Genomic DNA, 24,918 nt, shown 5'->3' with positions numbered 1-24,918 from the left:
TCCCTCATAAAGTGGGCTTTTGACTTTAAATAGGCAAACTATTGAAAGGAGAAATAAGCCATAAAATTAAAAGAATATTGAAAAAGATTGTACAAAAGTAAATCTTTCTAAAGGGTTGTTTTTGTGTTTTATGACGTAGTTTTTGCTGTGCCAGCCATGCGGCAGGCCATCCGCCTAAAAATGAAAGCAGATGCAACGTATTTTCAGGTACGCGGTGCTGCCCATTTTGCGCCGCTTCTTTGTCTTGTGCATAGAACCAATAACTGGCTGCATTCATTAAACTAATAAAGAGCAACACCAACCCACTTAAACGTCCCAGCAGCACCAACAGCGCTAAAACAACAATGTACGCCACCGAAGCGATTTGCATTGGACGCAAATTTTGGCCTTGTACGGTCTTTTTCAGGGGCTTCTTTTGAGTCCGATTATTTTGGGTTTGTGATGCTTTTAAATAGCTAACTTGCTGTGCACGATAACGCCCTTGCGCATCTAAAATCGCATTATATTCCAATGCACATCCTACTATGGGGCGAGGACCTTGCCGCGCAAAGTCCTTGATATGTAAAAACACGCGATCTTTGCTGTCATCGTTAGGCTGAATAAAGCCGTAGCCCTTATCATCAAACCATTCAATGAGTCGTCCTTGGTCACGCATTTTTCTTTCCTATTTAAGTAGTTACAAACTTTAAGCGGTCAATCACCATATTACGCATTTCGACAGGATTTTTCTGCAAAATATCCTCCCCAGTACGGCCTTGTTCTGCATTTTTTTGTGCCACTTGTAAACGCATCATCCAAAAACGTGCAGCAGCCATTGCGAGATACAACTCTAGGCAAGATTTTTCATCAGCAGTTAAAGGACGAATGCTTTCATAGGCGTTTAAAAATGCGATGGCCTTGGCTTCATTTAAATGTACACTTGGATATTCGGTGCAGAAGTCATTCAGCGTAATCGCAATATCGAACAAGAACTCATCTTTATTCAGTTCATAAAAGTCTAAAATGCCCTTGAGCTGATTGCCCTCAAACAAAGTGTTGTCTCGAAATAAGTCCGAATGAATAAAACCTTTTGGACGATTCGGATAAACTGCCGACAATGCATCGTATAGACCCAATAATTTGCTCAATAATGCTTGATCCGCTTCAGTTAAAGTCGGTTTCATGTCTAATGCCACCGCCAGCCAGTAATCATGGTCACGGTATTCTGCACGTTTCAGTGGAAAATCTTGCAGTGCTACATGCATTTTCGCTTGTGCAACGGCAATTGCCTCAGTTTGCTCAAGGGTCGCAGGCATAGGGTGTTTGCCCATCATCCGTGGGGCAATTTGTGCCGGCTTCTCTTTTAAGCTATGAATGGCTTTACCTGAATGACTTAATGGCACGGGTACCGTTAAACCTGCTTGGCCCAAATGCTCAAGTACAGGAACCAACTCGCCTGCGCCTTGTTCATCCATCTCTTCAAATACAGTTAACACGTACTGCACAGCATTTTCACACACAATAAAATAGTTCGTATTTTGAATACCGCCTTGAATCGGGATCAGATCCATCACCTCTAGTCCATAAGGTGCTGCAAACGCCTGAACTTCCTGTAAAGTCAAAGTGGTATAAACCGACATATAAAACCTGCGAAAAAACTTACATAAGTTTGATAGAATACCTGCTCCGACTATTAAGGTGTAGCATCTAAGTCGCGAAGTTTCATAATCGGCTGTTATTTTTGGAAAAAATTATGCTAGCTAAACGTATTATTCCTTGCCTCGACGTAGACAACGGTCGTGTAGTGAAAGGTGTTCAATTCCTTGATATTCGTGATGCAGGTGACCCAGTAGAAGTAGCACGCCGATATAACGAGCAAGGTGCTGATGAAATTACCTTCTTAGATATTACAGCAACCTCAAATGGCCGCGACACAACCTACCGTACCGTTGAACGTATGGCTGAAACGGTTTTTGTTCCCTTAACCGTCGGTGGTGGGGTACGTAAAGTTGAAGACATTCGTCTCTTACTCAATGCTGGTGCAGACAAAGTGAGCATTAACTCAGCAGCGGTATTTAATCCTGAATTTGTCCAAGAAGCATCGCAACGCTTTGGCGCACAGTGTATTGTGGTTGCTATTGATGCAAAAAAAACGGGTGAAAATAAATGGGAAATTTTCACTCATGGTGGACGTAAACCAACAGGCATTGATGCCATTGAGTGGTCAGTGAAAATGGCTAACTTTGGCGCAGGTGAACTATTGATTACCTCGATGGATGCCGATGGCACCAAAGCAGGATATGACCTCGAGCTGATGCGCCAAATCAATGACCGTGTCACTATTCCAACCATTGCTTCGGGTGGTGTTGGCAACTTACAGCACTTGGCCGATGGTATTTTAAAAGGTGGAGCCGACGCTGTACTGGCTGCTTCAATTTTCCACTTTGGGCAACACACCATTCCTGAAGCGAAGAAATACCTTGCGGAACAAGGCATTGAAATGCGTTTATAATTGACAACATCATTCTGAAATGATTAAAAGAGTATCGAAAGATGCTCTTTTTTTATGACTTCAGTTTTTTATAACTATTTAGAACAACAATTAGAGATCAAACAGTGCAAGACTTACAGGTTATTTTTCTTATCTTTGGCATCGCTTTCTTATTTCTATTACTGTACCTATTAAGAAAATACACAGATCATCCTTTTACCATGTTCGCCATGATTCCCTTCTTAGGCTTGTGCATGTTTAGTTATGTAATGTTCTCAGAATACCAACTCACACAGTATTATAAAAAAGCCTTTACCGCTCCTGAGCAAATTCGTTATTGCGGAACTTTTCATCAATGGGTAGAAATCAGACAGCAAAACCGACACAACGTCAGCATTGAAAAAGCCTTTTATTTTCAAAATGATCGACAAGGGTTCATATTTACCAACAGTCTACAAGCCAGACAACGCTTTCCAGAGCTGAACACATTAAAAGTGAATGACCCCATTTGCTTCCAGTTTTCTCCACAGTATAAGGACGAAATGGATCGCTATATTTTAACGGGCTTTAAAAAACAGATAAATTAAAAAGCTCAATTCCACTGTACTCATTCACAGCTAGTGCCATTGCCTCAATTATGCAGCAGATGTTAAAGCTTAGAATGCTCTCTGGATCTTGTTCGAACCTACACTCTCAATTTTTGAGATAAAAAAAGGGAGTCTTGCGACTCCCTATAAACCTAGAATAACGACTATATTGCTCTGTTAAACTGGAAAATGAAAAATGACGTACTAAGCTCATGAAGTGAAATCACCTCATCAACAGCTTTACTATAAGATGTTCAAATGATGAAATATTGACAATACATACCAATTTTATTGACAAATCACGACAACTCTCACATTAACCCTATTATCCAGCGATAGTTTCTGTCATCTGCCTAGGCTTACTCTCAACAGCTTCTGGTGCCTTAACCCATTTTGCAGGAAAGACCTGATTTACCCATTGAGTTAAACGCTCAGACACGCCTTGAGGCAAGGTAATGCCCAATGGATTTTGTTCTTGCAAGTCCAATGATGAAATCACGCGAGTCCCTAAAATATAGTCAAACCACGGCTTAGTCACACACCAGTTGGCATCCTGATTAGAGTTCATGTGGTGGTCATAGTGCCACGGAATTTTACGCATTGCCCAGTCAGGTTCTAAGTGCGCACGGCGGTGAATATAATAATAGTTTCCAGCAGAATACAGCACAGATAAAGTCATCCCTTTGGACACTGGATAAAATAATGTTCCAAATACACCCGCGACTACAGCCAGTGAAATGATCTCATTTTTAGTACGCCAGTTACTCCAGCCTTCAACATACCCGTGGTCGTGAAACGCCGTTTTACGTACTTCTCGGTGATGCTCCCAATGTGACTTCATGCTGTCAGGCACAGGGCTGTAGCGTGGCTTACCCGCACGGTGTGTACCATGCAAAATATATTTATGTGCCACCCACTCAAAGGCATTGGCCACCACCAATCCCGCGACAAAACCCTTCCACATGTCAAATCCCTCCTGTTTTCAGATTGAATATAATGTGGAAACTATGCTAAATATTGACCCTAGCATTCCAATTCATTGACAAATCACGACAAGAACAATAGAGCGAATAAATGCAACATTTCAAAGACTACACAGGTTCAGTATACGGCGGACTAGGTCATTTACTTTATGCCTATTGCCAAGCGGTGGGCTATCCAATTTCTGAAAAACTTGAGAAAGTTCAGAATCTAGAACGTTTTGATTATGCTCTGTGGTTAGCGTTGTTGAATGATCTCGACAGCCATCTACAAACGCCGGCTCTCGGACTCGACATTGCTCAATATGTACAACCTAAGCATTTAGGTATCTTGGCCTATATTGCACTATCCTGTGAGACGCTTGGTGAAGCACTGACCCGTTACCATGACTTTCATCGGCTGATTTATGATGGTAGCTCATTATATGTTGCCGTTGAAGGTGAAAACCTATGTTTTGGTTGGGTGGAAATGCCGATTGAACTCACCACACAACTGAGTAATGAAGTGGCAATGGCACTGATGATTCAATTTATGAAGCACTTTGTCGCCCATGAAGATATTCAGCTTTATGAAGTGCACTTCACGCATCCTACCCCTAAAAATACCCTACAGTATGAACAATATTTTAATTGTCGCGTTCGCTTTTCCCAAAGTCGACCGATGATGATGATTCCACTGCGTGAATTATCTATGCCTTTTCAACAAGGCGATCAAACCTTACAAAAACTACTGTTACAGCAAGCCGAAGCCCTACTGGAAAAATTGCCCAATTCCACTCACATTGACCAACGGCTACAACATGCTATTTTGACAGGACTCCAAAAAAACCAATATCAAATTGAGCATATTGCGAAGCAATTGAGCTTTTCAGTACGACAACTACAGCGCCACTTACAACAACAAGGCACGACTTATCAACACAGAATGCAAGAAGTAAGACGTGTCTTGGCAGAACAATATTTAAAAGATCCACACTTGAGCTTACAGGAAATTGCCCTCTTGCTCAGTTATTCTGAACAAAGTGCTTTTCAGCGTGCCTTTAAACAATGGACTGAGCTCACCCCGCAACAATGGCGACTACAACACGTTGACTAACAATCCTCGAATTTTCTAAGGTCATCAAGATGTCACCCTTTTTTTGTTAAAATTGATTGAAAAACGATCGCTTTCTCGTTAAATATACGTTGTAAACAAATAAAACATCAATAACTACAAAAGGCGCATTATGAATAAATATCTTGCTGAGTTCATCGGAACATTTTGGTTGGTCTTCGGAGGTTGTGGCAGTGCTATTTTTGCTGCAGCTTTCCCTGAATTGGGCATCGGCTTTCTAGGCGTTGCTCTTGCCTTTGGTTTAACCGTTTTAACGGGTGCTTTTGCACTCGGACACATCTCAGGTGGACACTTTAACCCTGCCGTCAGTATCGGTTTATGGGTCGGTGGTCGCTTTGAGAGCAAAGATCTGATTCCCTATATTATTTCTCAAGTTATTGGTGCAATTTTAGCAGCTTGGGTTTTGTATTTGATTGTACAAGGGCAAGCCGGGTTTGTTGGCACAGGAGGATTTGCCAGCAATGGTTATGCCGAGCTCTCTCCTGGTCAGTATTCTTTAATCTCAGCTTTAATTATTGAAATTGTCCTAACAGCAATGTTTTTAATTATCATTATGGGTGCGACCGATAAACTTGCACCTTCTGGTTTTGCCCCAATCGCGATTGGTCTGGCTCTGACACTTATTCACTTGATTAGTATTCCTGTCACCAACACTTCGGTCAATCCAGCCCGTAGTACAGGTGTTGCCCTCTTTGCCGAAACCGCTGCGTTAAGCCAACTTTGGTTATTTTGGGTGGCACCTATTATTGGCGCAATTATCGGTGCCATCATTTATAAAATTTTGGAAAGAAAGGCTTAGACGCTGTTCCCATTCCCTACCAGCATAACGCCCACGAATGTGGGCTTTTTAAATGTTCCACATGGAACATGCTTAGAACTTATAAAAAAGGGTTATCAATTTCCCCTGTCTCTGAACGCTGAATTTTTTCAGGAAGTTGAACCTCGCTTTCTAGCTGTTGCACGATGGCATTGATATAGCTCTGTAATGCTTTGGCTGCGGCTAAACCCACTTGGTCTTTGGTGAGTTGTAAATTGCCATAAATACTGACACAGTCCACGTCATTATCAAGAGTCAAGTCATGAATGGCATGTGACTCCGCTCCCTGTATAAAAGGTTTAAACATATTATTTTTACTCTTATTTATGCTTCAGTCATCGAATAAAGCAGCTGAACCTATACACATCCAGCTGCTTAGAACTTTAACGTAACAGCTGCAAAATATATTGCAACAATACGTCAATCAATTGCTTCACAATAGCATCCTGTGTAGCCGAATCAATGCCTGTACTGTTGGTCTGATCTGTGCTTTTTGCACTCGACTGACTCGACCCCGACTTGAAATCTTTTTGTAACGCTTTGAGCTGCTCTGATGAAACATCTTCCGCACACTGGCTTTCTGCATCCCAATGCGAATATTGAATGGCATGTTGAGCTTTGACAGCATTTGCTGTCAGCGGGAGCTTGTAGGTATTGCGCTTTTGTTCTTCTGTCAGTTGCGGAAACAGATTCATTCCCAACTGCTCTTCCAAATAGCAAACACTGACAACTTTTACCTGCTGTGAATTATCATTCGGTGCATAATACGCCCCAATCGCCCCTGTTTTTGGCATATACACAGCCTTATAAACCGCACTCGGAACAATCACTCCCTGTCCAATGGTTTTAAGCTTCTTGCCCTGAAATACAGGTCCAGTCACTACAAAAACATCAAGCTTTTGTTTGGTCACAATTGCGCGCGTCGCCTCTTCTAGTTCACGCCAGACCTGCTGATTATTTTTAGGGGCTTGCGGTACCATATTGGCCAAAGAAAAACTGTCAAATTGTGCATCTTTATTCGGCATATCGGCATTAGGCGCCATGTGTCCACGGTCATAGCCTGAGCCTCGATAGTCGGACAATGTCGCGCGATGGGTTACCGCAACATTTGATTCCTCATGGAAATTATCCTCGCGCGGGATTTTCTGACTCAGACGTTGTGGCGTCAACGCTTCTGCTACCCACAGTGGTGTTTTTGAAACACCCGAATACATGACATTAAAACCATTAAAGCACAGTGCATAACTGTGTTTGCTCAAACTATCTTTCAACAAATAGGGCGGAGTTTCTCGGTAAAACTGCTCTAAACAGGCTGCATTGGAACTTGGACTTAAAGAGACGTATTGCTGAATTTTTTCCTGACCAAAGGCAATTGCAAAACTTCCTGTTGCCACTAATCCCAAGATGAATTTCAGCCCATTTTGATTAAACATTTTAGATACAGACTGACCTGAACCGCTTTTCTTCTTCGCCATCACAACTACATAAACATCTATTTTTCACGAGCTTAACAATCAGCGTATACGAAGTATATCGCTCTAAAGCTATTCGCATAACAATTAAACAAAACTGCAAATTTAGATGATTTTGCATGTAACAAAATGTCTTTTTTGTAGAGTTTTTCTACGGCAACGTGATGCGATTGCGTATCTTTCATTGCTGTCACTTCAAATTATATGCCAAGGTAAAAAGGAATCGAACAAATAATACATGCCTTTTACGGAGTTCTTATGCATTCTAAAATTTTAATGTCAATTGGTTTAATCGGTACACTGGTCAGTGCTTCTGCTTTTGCTGAACCACCTATTCAACCCGGCGATACTTTGGAAAGTCTATCTCAAGCCAAAATAACCACAACAGTGAACGGTCAACCAGGCTCAATTCAAGAACTCGTAAATTCAGGGCAAATTAAATTACTTAAACCGAATGTTGCAAATGTTCCCGCTCCTGTGAATCAAGCTACTCAGGGTACGCCAAATGACCAAGCTATGATGCCAACTACAACTCAGACTGAGGCGCCCGTACAACAAGTGATGCCTGATGCATCAGCTCCACAAGAAATCGCCGCCACGCCTACTGAACAACACCCTCTAGCACCGAATGCCGCACTCTCAGTACAACAAGCTGAAGCAGCACTTAATGATGCTGTCGCACCTGCAGCAAATGCAGATATGAACACTGCACCAGCGGCTACACCTCAGCTCGATTCTTCGGCTGAAGCACCTGTAAATGAAGTTGAATCTGACTCATTGCCGTCACCTGATGCACCCGCTCAAGCTTTGCCAGATGCTTCAATGGAACAACCCATGCAAGCGATGCCTGAAGCACCAGTCAATGACCCAATGAACTAAGATCACAATTCATTTATCCTCCAAAAAAACCAGCGTAAACGCTGGTTTTTTTAAAGTTTAAATCTCGATTTGACTACCTAACTCAACCACACGGTTCGGCGGGATTTGGTAGAAGTCACTCACCGGACTGGTATTTCTTTGCATCGAAATAAATAATTTCTCACGCCACGGCATCATGCCCTCACCCACCGTACTGATGATCCGCTCACGTGAAACGAAGAAACTGATTTGCATCAGGTTATATTCAAGCTCAATCGCTTGATAAACGGCTTCAAGTGCATAAGGAATGTTCATTTCGTCTTTAAAACCATAATACAATTCAACGCGATAGAAATGTGGATTCATGGTTTCAACATGGAAACGATTTTGTTCCTCTACATACGGCACATCCTGAATTTTGACTGTCAAAATGATGTTCTTTTGATGTAACACTTTATTGTGCTTCATATTGTGTAGCATCGCATGCGGTACAACAGTCGGTGTTCCAGTTAGGAAAACAGCCTCACCTTCAACCCAGTTGGCCTGTTCACCAATACTTTGTACAAATAAATCCAGCGGTAGAGTATCTTGCTGAAGTTTAGCAAAAGTTAATTCTCGACCTTGCTTCCACGTCATTAATAATAAGAAAGCAATACCACCAATCAGCAAAGGGACCCAACCACCTGAAAGCACTTTAAGTGAGGTTGCACTGACCAAGACCAAATCTAAAGTTAAGAATGGAATAATCAGCAGTACCAATTTTGGCATGCTCCATTTCCATGTATAACGAATAAATACAGCAATCAACAAAGTGTCACACAACATAGTCATCGTCACGGCTAAACCATAGGCATGAGAAAGCTGCGAGCTGGTTTGGAAAATCAGAATCAGAATAATAATTGACGCTAACAAGACCCAATTCAGCAAAGGAACATAAATCTGCCCCTGCTCTAAATCTGACGTATGTTTAATATTCAAACGTGGCAAATAACCCAATTGAATCGCTTGACGAGCCAAAGAGAATACCCCTGAAATCACGGCCTGAGAAGCAATGACCGCAGCCATAGTAGCCAAGAAGATCATAGGGTACAAAGCCCACTCTGGCACTAAAAGATAGAACGGGTTTTCAATTGCTGTTGGATCGCGAAGTAATAAAGCCCCTTGCCCTGCATAATTGAGCAATAAACAAGGTAAAACCACAATAAACCATGCCAAGCGAATCGGTACTGGTCCAAAATGTCCCATATCTGCATACAGTGCTTCACCACCCGTTACTGTCAGTACCACGGCTCCCATAATAAAAAACGTCATTAAAGGATGGGTCACAATAAATTGAATGGCCCAATGCGGACTGAGCATGCCTAAAACCAAAGGCGTTTGAATAATGCTCGAAATTCCAAGTATGCCGAGGGAAAAAAACCATAATAAAGTGATAGGCCCAAAGAATTTACCGACAAAAGCGGTTCCATATTTTTGCATCACAAACAAAGCTGTGACCACACTAATTGCAATCGGCACAATATAAGGGTCTAGAGCATCTGTTGCGATGGATAAGCCTTCTACAGCAGATAAGACTGAAATAGCTGGGGTGATAATACCATCCCCAAAGAATAGTGAAGCCCCAATAAAACCAATCGAAATTAAAAGCAATTTTCTACGATCACTAAAATTCGTATTGCGTAAATTGAGTGCAAGCAATGCCATGATGCCACCCTCACCATTGTTGTCTGCACGCATCACAATCGCAGCATATTTAATGGTAATGACCATCGTCATAGTCCAAAAAATAATCGACAGAATACCCAAAACATTCTCTGGGTTAATTCCTAGACCATGTGCAGCATGAAATGATTCTTTCAATGCATAGAGTGGGCTGGTTCCAATATCCCCAAACACAACCCCTAAAGCTGCCAAGGTAATCGCAGGCAGTGCGGCTTTTTTTGCAGTACTTTGCATAATCTTGTCTTCAATTATCGACACTATTTTTGCGAATCATATCATTGAGCTAAAACTTTTGCTCGAATTCAATTGTTTCACCTTGTCGATAGCCCTGTTTTTCGATATTATCCTCCGCCATGGTGAAGTGTCCGAGTGGCTGAAGGAGCACGCCTGGAAAGTGTGTAAACGTTTATAGCGTTTCGAGGGTTCGAATCCCTCTTTCACCGCCAAATTAACTTCCTGTAGCATCCAATAGGGTGCTGAAAGGCTTAAACCACTATGGTTTAAGCCTTTTTTATTGTTTTGTGAAATCCTAACTCATCCATTGCAATCCCCCATATCGTGGGGGATAATTGGGGGACAGACTTTCTGAGTTACTTTTCGTCCCCCAATTTGCACGGATATCATTAAAAATACTTACTGATGCTCAAGTTAGAAAAATAAAGCCACTTGATAAAAAAAAGCGCTATTCTGACGAAAAAGGACTATATCTGGAGGTTACACCTTCAGGTGGAAGGTTCTGGCGTTTAAAATATAGATTTAATAGCCGAGAAAGCACCCTAACTATTGGGAGCTATCCAGAGATCACCCTTGCTCAAGCTCGCCGTGCACGAGATGAAGCACGTATTCAGCTTTACAATAATATTGACCCTAATGTTATAAAAAATGAACGCTTACAACAAATAGATGAAAGCACTCTTTTCAAATCTTTAGCTATGGAATGGATGGAAGATCGAAAGTCTGTTATTAAAGAAGGTACATATTTACGCGACTTGTCTGTATTAGAAAAAGATCTTTTCCCTGCATTAGGACATATGCCTATTGATCAAATTAAGGGTAAAGATATCCTTGCTTGCGCTAAACAGATTGAAGCCCGTGGGGCTCAAGAAATGGCTAAACGCTCAATTCCTTTAGCTGGTCGTATTTTTCGTTTTGCGATTCGCAAAGGTCTGATCGAGAATGACCCAACACCCCACCTTCAGGAAGCCCTAAAGCCTCGTAAAGTGAAGCACATGGCTCGCCTAGATATTTCTGAATTTCCACCTTTCCTAGAACGGATGGATCACTATCACGGTAATATCTTAGTTAAAACAGCCTTACAGTTTATGACTTTAACTTTTGTGAGGACGGCAGAACTCATAAACATGGAATGGGATGAAATTGATTTTGAAAACAAATTATGGCGTATCCCTGCCTATAAAATGAAAATGGCTCTACCCCATATTGTTCCTTTATCAAGACAAGCTATTGCACTCATCAAAGACCTAAAACCTCTTACAGGTAACAAACAATTTGTTTTTTATAATCACAGTACTGCAAAGCCTTTAAGTAACAATGCTCTTTTAAGTGCCATTCGTACTATGGGCTATACAGGTAAAATGACAGGACATGGATTTCGTGGACTCGCATCTACCACTCTACATGAGCAAGGCTATATGCATGATGCTATTGAAATACAACTAGCGCACACTGTTGGTAATGCTGTATCTCAGGCGTACAACCATGCCCAGCACTTAGAATATCGAATCAAGATGATGCAGGAATGGTCTGATTTTATTGATCGTCTACGAGATAAAAATACTATTTTATAAAACATAAAGGCAATTTAAATTAAACATTAATATATTGATTTATTAAAATTTGCAGATAATAGAAGTTAAACCTACAACTTATGCCTTCTATCCACAAGTTTTTTCCTAATTAGCCCAAGCCTATTATAATCCCTATCTGACAAATCTGAAAAATATTTCTCTAAAAGCCTTTTATCATTATAAGAGCATATTGCTTCTATATTTAAATTATCGACAAACATTTTATTTAATAAATATAATTCACTTTCATCAGCTTCAAGATAAGGTATTGGCAATGACTTAAACTCATTAGGAGTTAACTCTAAAACACCCCCACCATAATACCTACCTTGGATTTCTGCCATAATTAGAGTTAATGAGTTATAAAATGATGAGACAATACCATTTTCTGAAAAAGAGGCTCTTGGAGTAACATAATAAGCACTATCTGTCGCATAAATTAGTGCATCATTCTTTATTAGTCTAGGGTAAAGATGCGAACGCTTAAAAAAAAGAAGAGGCGCAGGAAAACCAATATGAGGTATATTATACCATATATGTCTGTTTAACATCTTATATCTTAAATTCAGTTTATCTAACTCACCTTTTTTTATATATTCCATCAATCTAGGGTAAGAATGTATTTCCACACCATTTAAATCCAAAAGATAGCAATTCATTCCTTTTGAAATTAATTCACTAAAAAAAACATCATCAATAATTATATCTTTTTTTAAAAAGAAGATTTTTGAATAATAGGCTTAAATAGCATATCAGGAACATCTAAAAAAAGTTTTAACTCTTCTGGAATAATAAAAAAATTATTTGCTGCTGATACAATTCCTGTTTTTGATGTACAGACATCAGACATTATTGGGATTTTTTTTACCAATAATTGTAAAAAATCAAGCTCATCAGAATTAAGTATATGGCTTGTCCATTTTAAATTACTATCAACATTATGCTTCTCAAAAGAAGGTTCAACATTATTCAAAGAATGAACATCATTTACATTATAAAAATATACACCATGTCTATCCTTGTTTTTTATCACTTTTTCCCCAATTACAATGACAGTATCCTGTCCCTTGCATGCCTTAAAAAGAAGCTCATTGAAAGTTATTATTTCTACTCTATCAAAACATTTTGTAAGTATTTCCCTTATTGGCTGTGCATATTTAACCTGCAGTATTTCAGCTGGCAAAACGAAAGCAAATATTCCCTTATCACTCAGCAATTTTATACTTGATAGCAAAAAATATGGCCAAATATTTTTTATAGTTTTATTATCTAGATCAAACTCTTTATTCAGCTCATTACATAGGTTAATTTGAAAATCACTCAACAAACTCCTTTTTATATAAGGAGGATTTCCAATAATAAGATCATATTTTTCCTTATCATTAACTTGATAAGATAAAAAATCAGATTTAACTATTTTTAAGCTAATATTCTTATCTTGAACTGAGATTTTATTTAACTCATTTCCATCAATATCAACTGCTGTTACAGAAAGCTTTTTGAACTTTTCAGCATTCACCTTCTCCATTGAAAAAACAAAACTACCATCGCCAGCACTTGGTTCTAATACTTTGACGCTATTAAACTCAATTCTAGAAAAAATAATTTTACAAATAAAATCTGAAATTACTGAAGGAGTATAAAAAGATCCAGTTAAGCGTATATTCATATTTAGAGTTCAATCCCTAAATATCTTTCATATTCACAATAAACACCATCTAATTCGGCTAATAACATTAAAATATCCTTATCAACATTGGCATAGCCACCTTGTGACTTGCAATAGTCATGGATTTGCTTTTTCAATTCTCTCAATTTCTCAAGCATCCAAACAATTCCATACCTTTTTAAATACAAAGATAAAGACTGATAAATTTGCTCTGCATGATTCGATTCTGGAATAGGCAAAATATTACCATAACAATCTCTACCAAAGTGAAGATTCCAATCAATATCACATGGATCAAGCATCTCAAACTCAGCATCTGACTTTCTTATATTTACATAAGAGCATGAATAAGCTAAATTTTTATAATCATTGCTTAATTTGGGAAATTTCTTCTTTGGCTTTATATGATCAATATGAAAGTTTCTTGCACCACCAAAGAAGCTATCTGGACAATCAGTGTATGCGCATCGTTGATTAAAATCCTGAACAATATATGGCTTGTATGACCTATAATCACTATAAATTTTTGTGCATGTTCTTTTAGGCTCTAACTTACGAAAAGGATAAACAACTTTTAAATTATCCATCATTTTTCTTAACCCTAGTTAACAGCTCTTCTGTCCGCACTATTAGTTGATTTAATAATTCTGCATTCTTCTTCAACTTAAGATTAGATGGTGCTTTTGATCTATTATCTAATACACTCTCTAATTTGCTATCTAGCTCAATTAATTTATCTTCCTCCTGATAACTTAAGGTATCCCCACTTTGATCTTTTTTGATTAATGCTAAAAGCTCACTTTCCCATTGTAGAATTTGCTTCTTATACTTACTTGATTGTATTTGCATTTTCTTAAACATAGAAATATTATTTCCACTCGTTTCATCAAACATGCTTTCAGATTTTTGAAATACTATATTCACATCCTTAGTATATTCATCACCCAATCCATCATTAATTAAAGCAGTATTTAGATATACTGGAAAATCTGGTCTAATTTTCAAAAACTCGTCTATTAGTTCAGATCCAGAATATGGTATTGAAACCTTGACATTTTCTTTAATAGCATTTAGCTGCCAATCACACACCAAAACATCAGGCATTTTAATAATAATTTCATCAATAGTTTTATTTATATCCTCACATGGAAATATAGCTATGACCTCAACTTCTCTTGCACGAATATGAGGTTTTAACCTTCTTTTAAACTCGTCATGCTGATCACTTTCTTCATCCACATAAACTATTTTCATTTCCGACCCCCTTATTTAGACTTTAATGGAAAACTTAGACGAATTCCGAATCCAGAATGGCTGTGATTGTTAATTAAAACAATATTTCCCTTATACTCTTCAATCGTCTTCTTTATAATCCACATACCTAATCCTGTACCAACAACTGAACCATATTCATCCTTTTTTGTAGTAACTTGAGGGTTAAATATTTCCTCTGGATCTAAAATAGATGAACTTAAACCAGGTCCAGTATCCTGGCAGAGTAAAACTTGAAGTGCGACATAAACCACCTAATTAATTTAAAGGGTTTATGGAGTATATAAAATTGTCATACCATCATCTTAACTTTGAAGATCGTACTGCATTAATGCTTGAGTCAAGAAAAGAAGGCTTTTCAGCCAGAAAATTTGCTGAACTTATTAAAAGACATCCTAGTACGATCTATCGTGAGCTTAAAAGAAATAGCATCAATGACGTTTATCAAGCTCAATATGCTTCTGATAACACTTTTGCTAGACGTAGACGTGGTCACAGAAAACTCAAAATCGATTCAATCCTCTGGAAATTTATTGTTGAAGCGATCCGTTGTTTATGGTCTCCTCAGCAAATAGCAAAGCGTTTAAAGACATTTCCTGATTTGGATCAAACAATGAATGTAAGCCATACAACGATTTATTCAACGATACGAGCATTACCCAAGGGTGAGTTGAAAAAAGACTTATTATCCTGTCTACGTCATGAAAATAAAAAGCGAAAAGCTAACGGTGAACCTAAAAAAGATTCTATATTACAGGATATTAAAACTATTCATGAGCGCCCAGCCGAAGTTCAAGAAAGAAAAATACCGGGTCATTGGGAAGCTGATTTAATTAAAGGTAAAGACAATAAAAGTTCGATAGCAACACTTATTGAACGAAATACACGGCTCTGTATCTTGGCAACATTACCTGATGCAAAGGCAGAATCAGTGCGCAAGGCTTTAACTGAAGCTCTGAAATATTTACCTGCAGAACTGCGTAAAACGTTGACCTATGACCGTGGACGTGAGATGTCAGAACATAAAATACTCGAAGAAGATTTAGGCATAGATGTATATTTCTGTGACCCACATTCACCCTGGCAAAAAGGCACATGCGAAAATATGAATGGTTTAATTAGGCAATATTTACCTAAAGGGATTGATTTAAATCAGGCAGATCAGCATTATTTAAATCAAGTTGCCATGTCACTGAATACTCGTCCTAGAAAGGCGTTAGATTGGCTTACACCATTAGAGAAATTTGCTCAGCTTGTTGATTATCATATGGCTTTTGAAACTGTCGCACCTCATGTTTGAATTCGCCCCTTATAAGTTATTTGCAATGACGATGATATTTCTGATGCTGTAATTTGAATCTCTCTAACATTATTAGAATTAGGTCCATCAAATGCTTCTATTGTGTTTGTAAACAAATTAATAAAAATACTATCAAAATCAACTTCGAATGCTTTAATTTCCAAGCTATCAGATATATCTAAAACAAATTTAATATTCCTTGACTGAAATGTAGAACTCCAACTTTCATTCAACCTTTCAAAATAGCTTTTTAAATTTAACAATTTTCTTTTTCTTTTATCTTTTTTTATAAATTCTAAAGAAAATCCCAGCCAAGTAAAAATCTTATTATTATCTTTCTTTAATTTCTCTAAAGTATAATAAGGATTAAATACATTATCTATAAAATCATGATTTTCACTAACAAAATCTGCTATATTTTCTTTTAAATCATCAGCATAATGTATTAATCTACCTCTAATTTTTTCGACATCATGACTCAAAGCTGCTGACACAATTCCACTACTAGCCATTGCTCTCAACATTTTTTGCTCATCTTTTAGCTGTTCTATTTCCTCATTTTGCTTATCAACCAAACTGGCTAGAATCTGTGCTTGAGGGTTAACATTTTTCTCAGAACCACTACTTCCATCTATGTTTTGTTTTGAAGAATCTTGATCTCTTTTTTTCTTATTTAATTCTTCCGCAAGTTTCCAAGCTTTTTCTAGCTCTCTTTTTTCTCTAAATCTATCATCATCAAATTTCTTTAACTCAGATGACATAAAAGCTCTATCTTTTTCAAGTATCGAGATTATTTCAATAAGTAAATTTTGAAAAATCGTGAAACTTTCACTTTCTTGTAAGCCTTCACGGCTTGATTTATCCTGAAAGTCTGGATTATTTAATCGTGAAATTTTAACTACCCCTGAAATATTTTCAGGCTCAATTCTATATCCACCTTCCGGTTTTGCCACACTCGCTGGGCTTGATGCTTTTCTTTGCCCTAAACCAAGCCAATCGAATGCTGGACCAGACACTTCACCATACGGACGAACTCTAAATCCATCACGATAAATTTTAATACCAGCAAAACTATCTAACCACTGTTTCCGGCTTCTTGAGTCAAATTTTTTGTAGAAAAATATTTTTTCATTTTGTGAGGTTGCTTGTTTTTTTTGAAAATATAAAATAAATTCAAAATTTCCTAATTTCTTTAAAGTTTCATCATCTACTTTTTTACCTAAGTGGTCCTTAATATTAATAGTTCTTGTATATTTTTTTCTAAACATATTTCTTTATTGTGATACTTTGATTCTATTAATCTTGGTCGCGTAAAGAATTCATCAGGAATAATTTCAATATCATACTCCTCCCTATGGATGGTTACTTCTACCTTCCCATTATCATCCCCAATCGCCACCATTTTATAGTCATAGTCATCACAATAACTTGTTAAAACCTCACCATAATCTTGGCTGTTTTTTTCAGGCAAAATATGTATGCTAAAATCATTAATTTCTGCTGGAGGAACCAATACTTCTAACTTATTAAAAAGATTACTTACAGCTCTGTTATTCCATAACTCATGTAAATTAGATACTTTAATTATTGTTCCAGTTGAAAAATTAATTAAATTTTTCCATGAAAATTTTGTTGTGGAACTAGATTTAATCTTACTTATAATTTCATTGAAAGATATAGGGTGTATTGTATTATGACTAAGATAATCAAGCCCATCTTTTAAGCTTGGAAGAGGAATATTCAGTAACTCTGCTTTCACTTGATCAATTGTTGCACTAGGATTTTCAAACTGTGTCCAATCAACTGACCAATATACTGCTGAATTAGTTTCGTCACTATTAATACTAATAAGTTCACATTTACCGCCTAACTTATCTAAAGCAAAGCGACCTATCCCTTTAGCACCAGATTTAACACGTTTTTTACTATCTGTTATTGCATAATCACGCTTATTTGCAGTTCCTATTGTCATCCAATTGTCTTTAATAGTTTTCATGGACATACCTGAACCATTATCTATAAGGTATATAGACGATAGTGCCTTCAATCTATTAATAAACTCCTTTTCCAACTCCAATATTTCAGCTTTATCAGTTAATTTTTTATTAGTAAATATATAGTCAGATCCCTTCTTTTCATATATTTTTAAAAGAATATCTTCTTCTATGTTGGAGTCAAAATTCGTTATGTATTCATAATCACTTAGGCTTATCTTTTCTGGTAAAGAGGTAAAATCATTATTAATTAAAATAAAAACAAAGTCGGAGTCAGCATCATAACAGTTTTTAACTAACTCTATCACCGCCCCTTCTGCGTTAGCAATATTCTCACGACCAATAAGTATCGCCGCCCTTGCAGACACATTAAACTGTACCAAATCCATGATGCCCCCTATTCTTTTAATTTAAAAAACATAATACAAAAAGCACTAATAAACTACTTGACAAAATACTGTATTATAACAAATGTGTATAGTATCAATTCTGCCTAAAAAAATAAATAACATTCAGGCTTCATAACTATTTAATACATCAATCTATCTAAGACATATAACTTGTATCCACATCCGTATTTTTTTACTTTTCATCTTTAATGTAGGTAGCAATTCGCTCAAATGATTGAGCGATTCGAAAAAATCAACTTTCAGGTCTTGCTTAAGTTTCAATTCAATGCGCTAACAGACTGTTTCAAATCTTTCTGCACATTCTGCACTTGCGTGAAGTCATGCATCTGTTTTTGGTCCTGCTGTTGATTGCTCTCAGCATATAATTCCTCAACAATTTCATCCCCATCCACTTCAAATTGTGCATTAGCAAAACCCTGCAAAGCTGTTTGATCCAAAGCAGCTTGATTAAAACCCGACAGCTTACTCTTCTGATCAATTTCTTTGGCGGTGTGTATGGCCTCTTGCAAATGAATTCCATCTCGTAGCGTTAAATCGACGTAGTACACAGGTGTTCGATAGCTTTGAGTGGTACTCTTGCCTCTTAAGGTCAGCTGTAAAGGCAGACATGACAGTAAACCATTCGATGCTGCATGGTAGTAGCTGAGTCGTGCGGCTAAGGTGCGAATGCTGTTAAAACCCGTGGTTCTAAAAACGAAAGTCCCGAACTCATCTGACTCATCAAGATTCACATAAAGCCTGCCATATGGTTTACATAGCCCACCTTGTGCCAATGGGCATAAATCAGGAGATGGACATGGATGATGCTCAACGCCTTGATTGGTTAAACGCTGACAAGTTGCACCATTGCCGATGCAGACTGGACGCCCTGTCTGTCGATCAAATAAGCTGTACTCTGCACGCAGATTCAGTTCAGGACCATTGAAGATCATACGGACTGGGATTGAACGGAGTTTTTGATTGGGTGCTTTGGCACGGAGCTGTTCATCGAGTGGATGTTTCACCCAACCCTCTTTATTTTGGGTTTGGGAAGTTAAGGTAAATTGATCATCTTTTTCAGGGACACGTTTACCATTCTTCTCAACCATTTTTCCGATACTAATGCGACCTAATATCGGTGGTGTAATTGCTAAACCTTTAATCATGTTAATGCCCTCAAGTTATTTCTGACTATTGTCTGGTTAATATGTAGAAATCATTTATTTTTCAGATGTATAAAAATCTTCGCAAATCAGTCCATTTTGTTCCCTGTAAGTACTTCGGTGCTTACAGGGAACGAGGGCTGTTTTGCGCTTTTTTGCAGATATGTACTTATTGAATAAATAGGCTTATTCATCATTGCAGTAAATATTGAAGCGCCGTGTACCCTGCTTGTTTTGTGGATACTGGCTGAGATATTCAGGGTGTGACTTAAGCAAGGCCTTCGTGTCTAAACTGATTGAGTCTTTCGACTTCTTCCACGTGACTGAACCCGTTTTAAAGGTGGCGCGTTCGGCCTCTTGCATCTGGCCTTGCAATTGGTGTTTGAGCAGGTCAAATTGCTGTTGATATTTCTCAACTTGGTTACGCACTCGAATCAGTTGTTCAAACTGTTGATTGGCTTGTTCGTCTTCACTCAGGTCTGTAGTACTGAGTGGTACATGTTCTGGATAAAGCAGTTGTAGTGCTTTGGCTGCCGATTCACTGGCATCCGCTTCTGGTGGGGTATCCTTTTCCACACAGTCCCAGAAGTAACGTTCCGCATTGACGATATGTTGAATCACCGACTCTGATCGGGTGACTTTAAAGATGCGGGTTTCATGCCCACAGATCAGCACACAAATATGCGCGGCTTGTTTACCTGTGACTGCCAATTGATGTTGCACTTGGCACAGCACATAAAGAGGCACACCCTCTCGCCACAGCTTGGCCCCATATTCCCCTGCGGTTTTACACTCCAGTATTTGCACCTCTGCATGACCGACTACGGAGTAATCCAAGTTGGCTAACATGAAATGTTTATCAGGGTCAGGGTGCTGAAGTACTGCATTAACGCGACGGACCTTATGCTGGGTGTGCATGCTGTAGTATTCAGCCACTAAGGGTTCAAGTCTTTTGCCCCAGTACAAAGGTGCATGACCTTCGCTTTCCTCTTTAATGTTTTGTTGAATCCGTCCTGTCTTGATCATCCACAGTTCAAGCATCGACATATATGGATTCAGACCACAGGCTGCAGCACAATCACTGCTACCAATACCCTTGCGTCTGACTTCCAACCATTCAGCTTGACTGAGGTTTTTGGTATCGACAAAGCGCTTTGCGGTAAACAGTTTTGGACGGTCGGCATGAATATTGGGTTTGCTATTATTTGGATGAATCACGGCTGAGTTCATAGAGAATTCCTGTCATTGTTAAATTTTGGGCATAAAAAAAGCCACATCTGGTGATGTGGCAAAGAGGTGTTCAAATTGAATAAGACCGACAGGATCATCTTGATCTCATGTCCTGATCTTAAAACCTGAATCTGAATTGAAGCTTAAACAACTAAACGCAGTGCTTGTTCGAGTCCACGTTGCTTTAAGCCCGCGCCTGCACCGAACCATGCAGAATCCAAACGGTGGTCCTGACTCATGGCACGACGTTCGTGATCTGCAAATTCAGTAATCGAACACAGTAAGCCATAAGCGGTGTCTTTGGCTGAACTGAGTTCTGCCCCACAACCATGCCCATTAAACATAGTCATGACTTTAGACATCGCTCGTCCATTCGGTTCGGTCTTGTTTTCAGCTCTATTTGTGTGGTTGGCTTGGGTGGCGACATTACGGTAGAACTGAATAATGCCCTCGTCTTGCTCCACATTGCTTAGGCTAGTGTTGTTAAATACCGCATCAAAGTAAGCTGCTGCTTCAGTCTGGGTGACTTTACGTTGGCTGAGTTGCTTCATTTCATACATGTGATCCTCCCATGTACGCACTGAAATACCGAGTTGTTGTTTAATATTCTGTGCGTCGAACTTTGTGCTGTGTGGCACTTTGACTACGCCTGCACTTTGATTCTGACCTTTTAAGGCAATCGCCAAGGTGTTGTTGCACACCACACGGATCGAGGTGAATTGAGCGGTGGTGGCTAAGGTGCCATCACAAGCCGTAGCTAAGAGGATGTAGCCATTACTGACATCTTTACCCTTGAGTGCTGAAGTCTGCCCTGTTCGTGCCAATGCCCAGAATTTCTTACCACCTTTCAGTACCCCTGCTGTTTCTAACTCAAATCCTGATTGTTCAGTTAAGTCACGATAAAACTCTAAGATCTGTTTGGGTTGAACTTCCTGATAACGCTGACTGACCACAGATAAAGGTGCATGGGTATCAGAGCGATATAATACCCGCTGTTCCTCATAGGGCATGATGATGCTTTGCCCACGATCATTTTTAGCCATATAGCTGACATTAGAAGATTCGATGCGCCAGTCCATGCCCGCTTGCTGTGCCCAGACTTCAATCGGTTGATTCTGTGTGAGCGGATTACCTAAGCCATGCCAAGGGGTTTCACCGACATAAGCCATGTGTTCAATTTGATGTGCCATAAAAGATGTCCTTATTTAAATCATGAATATGTTTTTGATATACAAAGTGTTGTAAAGACTACGTTTACGACTTACTAAAAGGTGGTCGGGTTTGATCAGCAATCACCAGAATCACTCCGCCGAGCATCGCGCCTGCGACCCCACCAATAAACGGTGAATAGCCCAATGACTTAGCCAGTGACATGCCCAATACTGCTAAAGTCGTTGGAGAGTTACTTAAACCCAAGTTCTGAATCATGGGCTTTACCGCCTCAGGTCGTGTGAACATCAAATCTTCGTCTTGATCAAAATCTCGAAACGGCATAACTAAACTCCTGAAAAGATATAGGTGCATATACAGAGCATCCGCTTGATTAAACGGATGCCCTGTTTCTGCTTCATTCAGGTGTTATATATCTGAAATTATTTGCAATCTGATCGCTGATTAATTTTTAGAGTTTTGAGCTTATGTCGAACTGAAATCAAATTGACCCCATCCATACTTCGCATTATGATGAGCGTGCTGGCCTACATTGCCGGTTGGTTTTGACAGACCATAGATCCATGGCGGGTTATAGATCATCTATAAGTCGTTAGAACCCTTGCGTCCCCCTTTTGTTGCGGTAGGACGGGAGGGGGACGCCCTGTGCGTGCTGGTTCCTTGGATCCCAGTCTGTCAACCCCTTCTCGTTCTGCCACCATAATCAATTGACAGTGATTCGGTAGAACTTCTTATAATTCCAAGGAGTCAATCATGACTGTTTTCAATTTTCTTATCAAAAACCATATTCCCATCACATCGTCTCTCTCTGAGCTAAAGGATCATCCTTCTTTGCTTAAGCAATGAAGATTCTTGCACGTCTGATTCTTATCTTTGGAGTATTGATCTGGCTAGGCCCTGCTGTGATTGGCTTTGTCTTGATCATGATGATCTTTTGGCTATTGGTTTCATTCGCAGGTTGGGACAATCCACCGCGTCGCTAAAAATCACTTCACTCCAATTTTTGTTGCGAATCAGGCACTGATCATCCTCTACTCATACGAGAATCATCATGTCTATTTTATCTGCAATGCCTATTCTGGGCAGTGCCATGCTGCTTGCTGTTTCCTTGGCAGGTTGTGAAAGCAAATCTAAACGTGAGTTCAATGCTGGCTGCCAATCAGGTGGTACAGATCGCTCAACCTGTTCCTGTGTCTACGACCAACTCGAAGGCCAATACTCACCTGCGGTCATGGAAAAGCTTGGCAAACAAAACCTCAGCAATTTTGATCTTCCACAGGACTTCATTGAAAACATGGCGCTTGCTGCACAGTACTGCCAATCTCGCTAAAGGAAAGAATATGCAAATTAAACATTATGTGATTGGGGGCTATATCGCGATTGCCCTGCTGTTTTCTTTCTACTTAAAAGGATGCAGTGACACCGCACATCAAAGCTATGCCTACAACTTAGGCAAGGCTGTGGTTTGGCCGATCTCGATGTTCAACTGAGTTTAAGTTGTCATCCACCACCCACTATTTTTAAAACAATCTGGGGATTTTTTAATATGAACACTTTGATAAAAACAGTTTTACACAGCAGTGCCATATCGGTCTGCTTATTCACCACAAGCCTAAGTCATGCCAACGTAAAAAGCATGACGCAAATGTATAACCACCCACAAAGCGCTCCAAAAGTTCAGCGCTGTAAAGGCAATCAAAACTGCAATGCCTTTTATGCCCTTTCTAAGCAATGGCAATCCATTCCTGAGAATTTCAAAATCAGTGGGATCAAGCTCAAGCCTTATGCCAAATCAGGCGATGGTTATGGACTTTGGAAAGGTTTTACGCTGAAAAGTAACCGTTCTATAGACTTATCCGAGGCAGGTGATGCAGTGTTTTACAGTGGTGGGAGAAACTCTGCAGCGGACGAACGCATCTTTGCGCAAGGCTTAGCGGTTTTACTTTATCTAGAAAATAAAAAATAAGAGGACACGACATGAAAAAAATCATTCTGGCACTTAGCCTTGTAGCTTTCGCCCCACTTACGTTAGCGAAAACAACCCAAGTCACCGTCGTCGTTCAGAAGATTGAAGGTTTTGGGGAATCAGGCGATGCCTTTACCTTTAAAGCTCAATCAGGCAAGCGCTACATGGTGTACAACGCTGGCGGTGAAAGCCCGATCAAAGGTGAAGCTTTCATTCAGCAATCAGCGAAATCAAAACAGAAAATTTGCTTAGAACTCGATGCTTATTCAAATGCGCCTCAAATGGTCAATGCCGTAAAGAAAGGTGCTTGTAAATAATCTTAGCTCAGCCTCGGACCAAACATCCTTTTTAAAGGTCTGGGGCTTGAAGCTTCACTTTTGAATATTGGACAGTCCTATGCATCTTTTTAAAACATGTCTATTGGCAAGCCTCATATTCACATTATGCGCTTGTCAGGATAAACCTGCTGAACCGAGCTCAGCAAACAATACTCATACTGCCTCTGACCCCGAGTTAGAAGCAGTACGTAACACGCCAGTCAGTGAAATAGATCCGGCAAGCGTAGAGCACTGGATGCCTGAAGAAACTGAACCCGTGGATGAGGACTTAGTCGAAGCAGCACCTCAGCCGAAGGAAGAGTTTGAACTCAAAGCCTATCGAGAAATGACGGAATCAACCATGACAGGCTATATTGATAAGATTGACATTCTCTCGCTCAATGATCACCCAACGACCATTAAAAGTGTCGTGGTCAATCGAGGCAATTGCCGGGTGATTAGTTTGTACGATCATCACAATATGCACTATGGTTCAGTTGCTCTGGCTTATCCGCGTTGTAATGCAGCACATATTCGGGAAGTGAGCGTGAATACCAATTCGGGCACCTATACCTACAAGTTTAGCTAATAGGTAGTGCATGATTTTTCAGGTCATGCAC

General features: G+C 39.3%; 30 protein-coding genes and 1 tRNA gene. 14 read left to right on the top strand and 17 right to left on the bottom strand.

What is annotated here, in order from left to right; all coding sequences use genetic code 11:
* Positions 1 to 25: 25 nt before the first annotated feature.
* Both ACZ8ZH_RS01160 and ACZ8ZH_RS01155 read right to left on the bottom strand, forming a co-directional pair.
* Complete coding sequence (locus tag ACZ8ZH_RS01160; RefSeq protein ID WP_086209082.1) at positions 26 to 655, bottom strand: DUF1294 domain-containing protein; 630 nt, start codon at positions 653 to 655, stop codon at positions 26 to 28.
* 13 nt (positions 656 to 668) lie between these two features.
* Complete coding sequence (locus ACZ8ZH_RS01155) at positions 669 to 1,619, bottom strand: homoserine kinase (protein WP_119063255.1); 951 nt, start codon at positions 1,617 to 1,619, stop codon at positions 669 to 671.
* 113 nt (positions 1,620 to 1,732) lie between these two features.
* Here ACZ8ZH_RS01155 and hisF point away from each other — a divergent pair, with 113 nt between their 5' ends.
* Entirely contained in the window at positions 1,733 to 2,491 is a 759-nt protein-coding gene (gene hisF, locus ACZ8ZH_RS01150) for an imidazole glycerol phosphate synthase subunit HisF (RefSeq protein ID WP_086209084.1), read from the top strand.
* A 104-nt stretch (positions 2,492 to 2,595) separates the two neighbouring features.
* Positions 2,596 to 3,057 (top strand): hypothetical protein, encoded by a 462-nt coding sequence (locus tag ACZ8ZH_RS01145; protein WP_119063256.1) that lies wholly within the window; start codon positions 2,596 to 2,598, stop codon positions 3,055 to 3,057.
* 325 nt (positions 3,058 to 3,382) lie between these two features.
* On the opposite strand, the gene ACZ8ZH_RS01140 is transcribed toward ACZ8ZH_RS01145, so the two are convergent.
* Positions 3,383 to 4,021 (bottom strand): hypothetical protein, encoded by a 639-nt coding sequence (locus tag ACZ8ZH_RS01140; RefSeq protein WP_086209086.1) that lies wholly within the window; start codon positions 4,019 to 4,021, stop codon positions 3,383 to 3,385.
* A gap of 110 nt (positions 4,022 to 4,131) precedes the next feature.
* On the opposite strand from ACZ8ZH_RS01140, the gene ACZ8ZH_RS01135 reads away from it, so the two are divergent.
* Positions 4,132 to 5,133, top strand: a complete 1,002-nt coding sequence (locus ACZ8ZH_RS01135; protein WP_086209087.1) for an AraC family transcriptional regulator — start codon at positions 4,132 to 4,134, stop codon at positions 5,131 to 5,133.
* A 130-nt stretch (positions 5,134 to 5,263) separates the two neighbouring features.
* Positions 5,264 to 5,950, top strand: a complete 687-nt coding sequence (gene aqpZ, locus ACZ8ZH_RS01130) for an aquaporin Z (protein ID WP_086209088.1) — start codon at positions 5,264 to 5,266, stop codon at positions 5,948 to 5,950.
* A gap of 79 nt (positions 5,951 to 6,029) precedes the next feature.
* On the opposite strand, the gene ACZ8ZH_RS01125 is transcribed toward aqpZ, so the two are convergent.
* Entirely contained in the window at positions 6,030 to 6,275 is a 246-nt protein-coding gene (locus ACZ8ZH_RS01125) for a hypothetical protein (protein WP_086209089.1), read from the bottom strand.
* A gap of 76 nt (positions 6,276 to 6,351) precedes the next feature.
* On the bottom strand, positions 6,352 to 7,443 hold the full coding sequence (locus ACZ8ZH_RS01120) for a DNA/RNA non-specific endonuclease (protein WP_086209090.1): 1,092 nt from the start codon (positions 7,441 to 7,443) through the stop codon (positions 6,352 to 6,354).
* Positions 7,444 to 7,698: 255 nt separating this feature from the next.
* Here ACZ8ZH_RS01120 and ACZ8ZH_RS01115 point away from each other — a divergent pair, with 255 nt between their 5' ends.
* Positions 7,699 to 8,319, top strand: coding sequence for a hypothetical protein (locus ACZ8ZH_RS01115; RefSeq protein WP_119063257.1), 621 nt, complete (start codon positions 7,699 to 7,701; stop codon positions 8,317 to 8,319).
* Between the two features lie 57 nt (positions 8,320 to 8,376).
* On the opposite strand, the gene ACZ8ZH_RS01110 is transcribed toward ACZ8ZH_RS01115, so the two are convergent.
* Positions 8,377 to 10,254: a potassium transporter Kup gene (locus tag ACZ8ZH_RS01110; protein WP_086209092.1), complete on the bottom strand. Its 1,878-nt coding sequence runs from the start codon at positions 10,252 to 10,254 to the stop codon at positions 8,377 to 8,379.
* A 121-nt stretch (positions 10,255 to 10,375) separates the two neighbouring features.
* Between ACZ8ZH_RS01110 and ACZ8ZH_RS01105 the strand changes: the two genes are divergently transcribed.
* Both ACZ8ZH_RS01105 and ACZ8ZH_RS01100 read left to right on the top strand, forming a co-directional pair.
* Positions 10,376 to 10,466, top strand: a tRNA-Ser gene (locus ACZ8ZH_RS01105).
* Between the two features lie 183 nt (positions 10,467 to 10,649).
* The gene (locus ACZ8ZH_RS01100; protein WP_470247923.1) at positions 10,650 to 11,828 is read left to right on the top strand and encodes a tyrosine-type recombinase/integrase; all 1,179 of its coding nucleotides are present in this window, start codon (positions 10,650 to 10,652) and stop codon (positions 11,826 to 11,828) included.
* Between the two features lie 71 nt (positions 11,829 to 11,899).
* Here ACZ8ZH_RS01100 and ACZ8ZH_RS01095 read toward each other — a convergent pair whose 3' ends face one another.
* From ACZ8ZH_RS01095 to ACZ8ZH_RS01075, 5 genes are read right to left on the bottom strand one after another with little or no spacing between them, the layout of a single operon-like run.
* Complete coding sequence (locus ACZ8ZH_RS01095) at positions 11,900 to 12,526, bottom strand: hypothetical protein (RefSeq protein ID WP_470247922.1); 627 nt, start codon at positions 12,524 to 12,526, stop codon at positions 11,900 to 11,902.
* A 14-nt stretch (positions 12,527 to 12,540) separates the two neighbouring features.
* Positions 12,541 to 13,497 carry an Eco57I restriction-modification methylase domain-containing protein gene (locus tag ACZ8ZH_RS01090; protein ID WP_470247817.1) on the bottom strand — a complete coding sequence of 319 codons (957 nt, stop codon included), beginning with the start codon at positions 13,495 to 13,497 and terminating at the stop codon, positions 12,541 to 12,543.
* A gap of 2 nt (positions 13,498 to 13,499) precedes the next feature.
* Entirely contained in the window at positions 13,500 to 14,087 is a 588-nt protein-coding gene (locus ACZ8ZH_RS01085) for an HNH endonuclease (protein WP_470247816.1), read from the bottom strand.
* The gene (locus tag ACZ8ZH_RS01080) at positions 14,077 to 14,751 is read right to left on the bottom strand and encodes a hypothetical protein (RefSeq protein WP_470247815.1); all 675 of its coding nucleotides are present in this window, start codon (positions 14,749 to 14,751) and stop codon (positions 14,077 to 14,079) included. The genes ACZ8ZH_RS01085 and ACZ8ZH_RS01080 overlap by 11 nt, the downstream gene beginning before the upstream one ends.
* 11 nt (positions 14,752 to 14,762) lie before the next feature.
* Positions 14,763 to 15,023 (bottom strand): ATP-binding protein, encoded by a 261-nt coding sequence (locus ACZ8ZH_RS01075; RefSeq protein ID WP_470247814.1) that lies wholly within the window; start codon positions 15,021 to 15,023, stop codon positions 14,763 to 14,765.
* Between the two features lie 20 nt (positions 15,024 to 15,043).
* On the opposite strand from ACZ8ZH_RS01075, the gene ACZ8ZH_RS01070 reads away from it, so the two are divergent.
* A complete protein-coding gene (locus ACZ8ZH_RS01070) occupies positions 15,044 to 16,069 on the top strand; it encodes an IS30-like element ISAba125 family transposase (protein WP_001988464.1) in 1,026 nt (341 codons plus the stop codon).
* On the opposite strand, the gene ACZ8ZH_RS01065 is transcribed toward ACZ8ZH_RS01070, so the two are convergent.
* The 6 genes from ACZ8ZH_RS01065 to ACZ8ZH_RS01040 all read right to left on the bottom strand — a co-directional run bounded on the left by ACZ8ZH_RS01065 (position 16,060) and on the right by ACZ8ZH_RS01040 (position 22,303).
* The gene (locus tag ACZ8ZH_RS01065; RefSeq protein ID WP_470247813.1) at positions 16,060 to 17,337 is read right to left on the bottom strand and encodes a hypothetical protein; all 1,278 of its coding nucleotides are present in this window, start codon (positions 17,335 to 17,337) and stop codon (positions 16,060 to 16,062) included. The genes ACZ8ZH_RS01070 and ACZ8ZH_RS01065 overlap by 10 nt on opposite strands.
* Positions 17,289 to 18,452 carry an ATP-binding protein gene (locus ACZ8ZH_RS01060; protein ID WP_470247812.1) on the bottom strand — a complete coding sequence of 388 codons (1,164 nt, stop codon included), beginning with the start codon at positions 18,450 to 18,452 and terminating at the stop codon, positions 17,289 to 17,291. Before ACZ8ZH_RS01060 ends, ACZ8ZH_RS01065 begins: the two co-directional genes overlap by 49 nt.
* A gap of 278 nt (positions 18,453 to 18,730) precedes the next feature.
* Positions 18,731 to 19,618, bottom strand: a complete 888-nt coding sequence (locus ACZ8ZH_RS01055) for a recombination directionality factor (protein ID WP_470247811.1) — start codon at positions 19,616 to 19,618, stop codon at positions 18,731 to 18,733.
* 183 nt (positions 19,619 to 19,801) lie between these two features.
* A complete protein-coding gene (locus ACZ8ZH_RS01050; RefSeq protein ID WP_470247810.1) occupies positions 19,802 to 20,845 on the bottom strand; it encodes a YqaJ viral recombinase family nuclease in 1,044 nt (347 codons plus the stop codon).
* 143 nt (positions 20,846 to 20,988) lie between these two features.
* Positions 20,989 to 22,035, bottom strand: coding sequence for a DUF932 domain-containing protein (locus ACZ8ZH_RS01045; RefSeq protein ID WP_470247809.1), 1,047 nt, complete (start codon positions 22,033 to 22,035; stop codon positions 20,989 to 20,991).
* Positions 22,036 to 22,099: 64 nt separating this feature from the next.
* Positions 22,100 to 22,303, bottom strand: a complete 204-nt coding sequence (locus ACZ8ZH_RS01040; RefSeq protein ID WP_470247921.1) for a hypothetical protein — start codon at positions 22,301 to 22,303, stop codon at positions 22,100 to 22,102.
* 554 nt (positions 22,304 to 22,857) lie between these two features.
* Between ACZ8ZH_RS01040 and ACZ8ZH_RS01035 the strand changes: the two genes are divergently transcribed.
* The 6 genes from ACZ8ZH_RS01035 to ACZ8ZH_RS01010 all read left to right on the top strand — a co-directional run bounded on the left by ACZ8ZH_RS01035 (position 22,858) and on the right by ACZ8ZH_RS01010 (position 24,887).
* Entirely contained in the window at positions 22,858 to 22,998 is a 141-nt protein-coding gene (locus ACZ8ZH_RS01035; RefSeq protein ID WP_470247808.1) for a hypothetical protein, read from the top strand.
* A gap of 68 nt (positions 22,999 to 23,066) precedes the next feature.
* Positions 23,067 to 23,345, top strand: a complete 279-nt coding sequence (locus ACZ8ZH_RS01030) for a hypothetical protein (RefSeq protein ID WP_470247807.1) — start codon at positions 23,067 to 23,069, stop codon at positions 23,343 to 23,345.
* A gap of 10 nt (positions 23,346 to 23,355) precedes the next feature.
* On the top strand, positions 23,356 to 23,505 hold the full coding sequence (locus ACZ8ZH_RS01025) for a hypothetical protein (protein ID WP_171264474.1): 150 nt from the start codon (positions 23,356 to 23,358) through the stop codon (positions 23,503 to 23,505).
* A gap of 56 nt (positions 23,506 to 23,561) precedes the next feature.
* Positions 23,562 to 23,981, top strand: coding sequence for a hypothetical protein (locus tag ACZ8ZH_RS01020; protein ID WP_470247806.1), 420 nt, complete (start codon positions 23,562 to 23,564; stop codon positions 23,979 to 23,981).
* An 11-nt stretch (positions 23,982 to 23,992) separates the two neighbouring features.
* Complete coding sequence (locus tag ACZ8ZH_RS01015; RefSeq protein WP_470247805.1) at positions 23,993 to 24,298, top strand: hypothetical protein; 306 nt, start codon at positions 23,993 to 23,995, stop codon at positions 24,296 to 24,298.
* A 79-nt stretch (positions 24,299 to 24,377) separates the two neighbouring features.
* Positions 24,378 to 24,887: a hypothetical protein gene (locus tag ACZ8ZH_RS01010; protein WP_470247804.1), complete on the top strand. Its 510-nt coding sequence runs from the start codon at positions 24,378 to 24,380 to the stop codon at positions 24,885 to 24,887.
* The last annotated feature ends 31 nt before the right edge of the window (positions 24,888 to 24,918 follow it).

The sequence above is a fragment of the Acinetobacter sp. SW-226 genome, assembly GCF_055632855.1.
The sequence above is the reverse complement of the archived record's forward strand: the minus strand, read 5'-3'. Positions and strand labels throughout refer to the sequence as shown.

Bases quoted from the DNA above. Each gene is read 5' to 3' on its own strand.
- ACZ8ZH_RS01160 (WP_086209082.1), bottom strand. From the start codon at position 655: ATGCGTGACCAAGGACGACTCATTGAATGGTTTGATGATAAGGGCTAC.
- ACZ8ZH_RS01155 (WP_119063255.1), bottom strand. From the start codon at position 1,619: ATGTCGGTTTATACCACTTTGACTTTACAGGAAGTTCAGGCGTTTGCA.
- hisF (WP_086209084.1), top strand. From the start codon at position 1,733: ATGCTAGCTAAACGTATTATTCCTTGCCTCGACGTAGACAACGGTCGT.
- ACZ8ZH_RS01140 (WP_086209086.1), bottom strand. From the start codon at position 4,021: ATGTGGAAGGGTTTTGTCGCGGGATTGGTGGTGGCCAATGCCTTTGAG.
- ACZ8ZH_RS01135 (WP_086209087.1), top strand. From the start codon at position 4,132: ATGCAACATTTCAAAGACTACACAGGTTCAGTATACGGCGGACTAGGT.
- aqpZ (WP_086209088.1), top strand. From the start codon at position 5,264: ATGAATAAATATCTTGCTGAGTTCATCGGAACATTTTGGTTGGTCTTC.
- ACZ8ZH_RS01125 (WP_086209089.1), bottom strand. From the start codon at position 6,275: ATGTTTAAACCTTTTATACAGGGAGCGGAGTCACATGCCATTCATGAC.
- ACZ8ZH_RS01120 (WP_086209090.1), bottom strand. From the start codon at position 7,443: ATGGCGAAGAAGAAAAGCGGTTCAGGTCAGTCTGTATCTAAAATGTTT.
- ACZ8ZH_RS01115 (WP_119063257.1), top strand. From the start codon at position 7,699: ATGCATTCTAAAATTTTAATGTCAATTGGTTTAATCGGTACACTGGTC.
- ACZ8ZH_RS01110 (WP_086209092.1), bottom strand. From the start codon at position 10,254: ATGCAAAGTACTGCAAAAAAAGCCGCACTGCCTGCGATTACCTTGGCA.
- ACZ8ZH_RS01090 (WP_470247817.1), bottom strand. From the start codon at position 13,497: ATGAATATACGCTTAACTGGATCTTTTTATACTCCTTCAGTAATTTCA.
- ACZ8ZH_RS01085 (WP_470247816.1), bottom strand. From the start codon at position 14,087: ATGATGGATAATTTAAAAGTTGTTTATCCTTTTCGTAAGTTAGAGCCT.
- ACZ8ZH_RS01080 (WP_470247815.1), bottom strand. From the start codon at position 14,751: ATGAAAATAGTTTATGTGGATGAAGAAAGTGATCAGCATGACGAGTTT.
- ACZ8ZH_RS01070 (WP_001988464.1), top strand. From the start codon at position 15,044: ATGGAGTATATAAAATTGTCATACCATCATCTTAACTTTGAAGATCGT.
- ACZ8ZH_RS01065 (WP_470247813.1), bottom strand. From the start codon at position 17,337: ATGTTTAGAAAAAAATATACAAGAACTATTAATATTAAGGACCACTTA.
- ACZ8ZH_RS01060 (WP_470247812.1), bottom strand. From the start codon at position 18,452: ATGGATTTGGTACAGTTTAATGTGTCTGCAAGGGCGGCGATACTTATT.
- ACZ8ZH_RS01055 (WP_470247811.1), bottom strand. From the start codon at position 19,618: ATGATTAAAGGTTTAGCAATTACACCACCGATATTAGGTCGCATTAGT.
- ACZ8ZH_RS01050 (WP_470247810.1), bottom strand. From the start codon at position 20,845: ATGAACTCAGCCGTGATTCATCCAAATAATAGCAAACCCAATATTCAT.
- ACZ8ZH_RS01045 (WP_470247809.1), bottom strand. From the start codon at position 22,035: ATGGCACATCAAATTGAACACATGGCTTATGTCGGTGAAACCCCTTGG.
- ACZ8ZH_RS01040 (WP_470247921.1), bottom strand. From the start codon at position 22,303: ATGTTCACACGACCTGAGGCGGTAAAGCCCATGATTCAGAACTTGGGT.
- ACZ8ZH_RS01035 (WP_470247808.1), top strand. From the start codon at position 22,858: ATGAAGATTCTTGCACGTCTGATTCTTATCTTTGGAGTATTGATCTGG.
- ACZ8ZH_RS01030 (WP_470247807.1), top strand. From the start codon at position 23,067: ATGTCTATTTTATCTGCAATGCCTATTCTGGGCAGTGCCATGCTGCTT.
- ACZ8ZH_RS01025 (WP_171264474.1), top strand. From the start codon at position 23,356: ATGCAAATTAAACATTATGTGATTGGGGGCTATATCGCGATTGCCCTG.
- ACZ8ZH_RS01020 (WP_470247806.1), top strand. From the start codon at position 23,562: ATGAACACTTTGATAAAAACAGTTTTACACAGCAGTGCCATATCGGTC.
- ACZ8ZH_RS01015 (WP_470247805.1), top strand. From the start codon at position 23,993: ATGAAAAAAATCATTCTGGCACTTAGCCTTGTAGCTTTCGCCCCACTT.
- ACZ8ZH_RS01010 (WP_470247804.1), top strand. From the start codon at position 24,378: ATGCATCTTTTTAAAACATGTCTATTGGCAAGCCTCATATTCACATTA.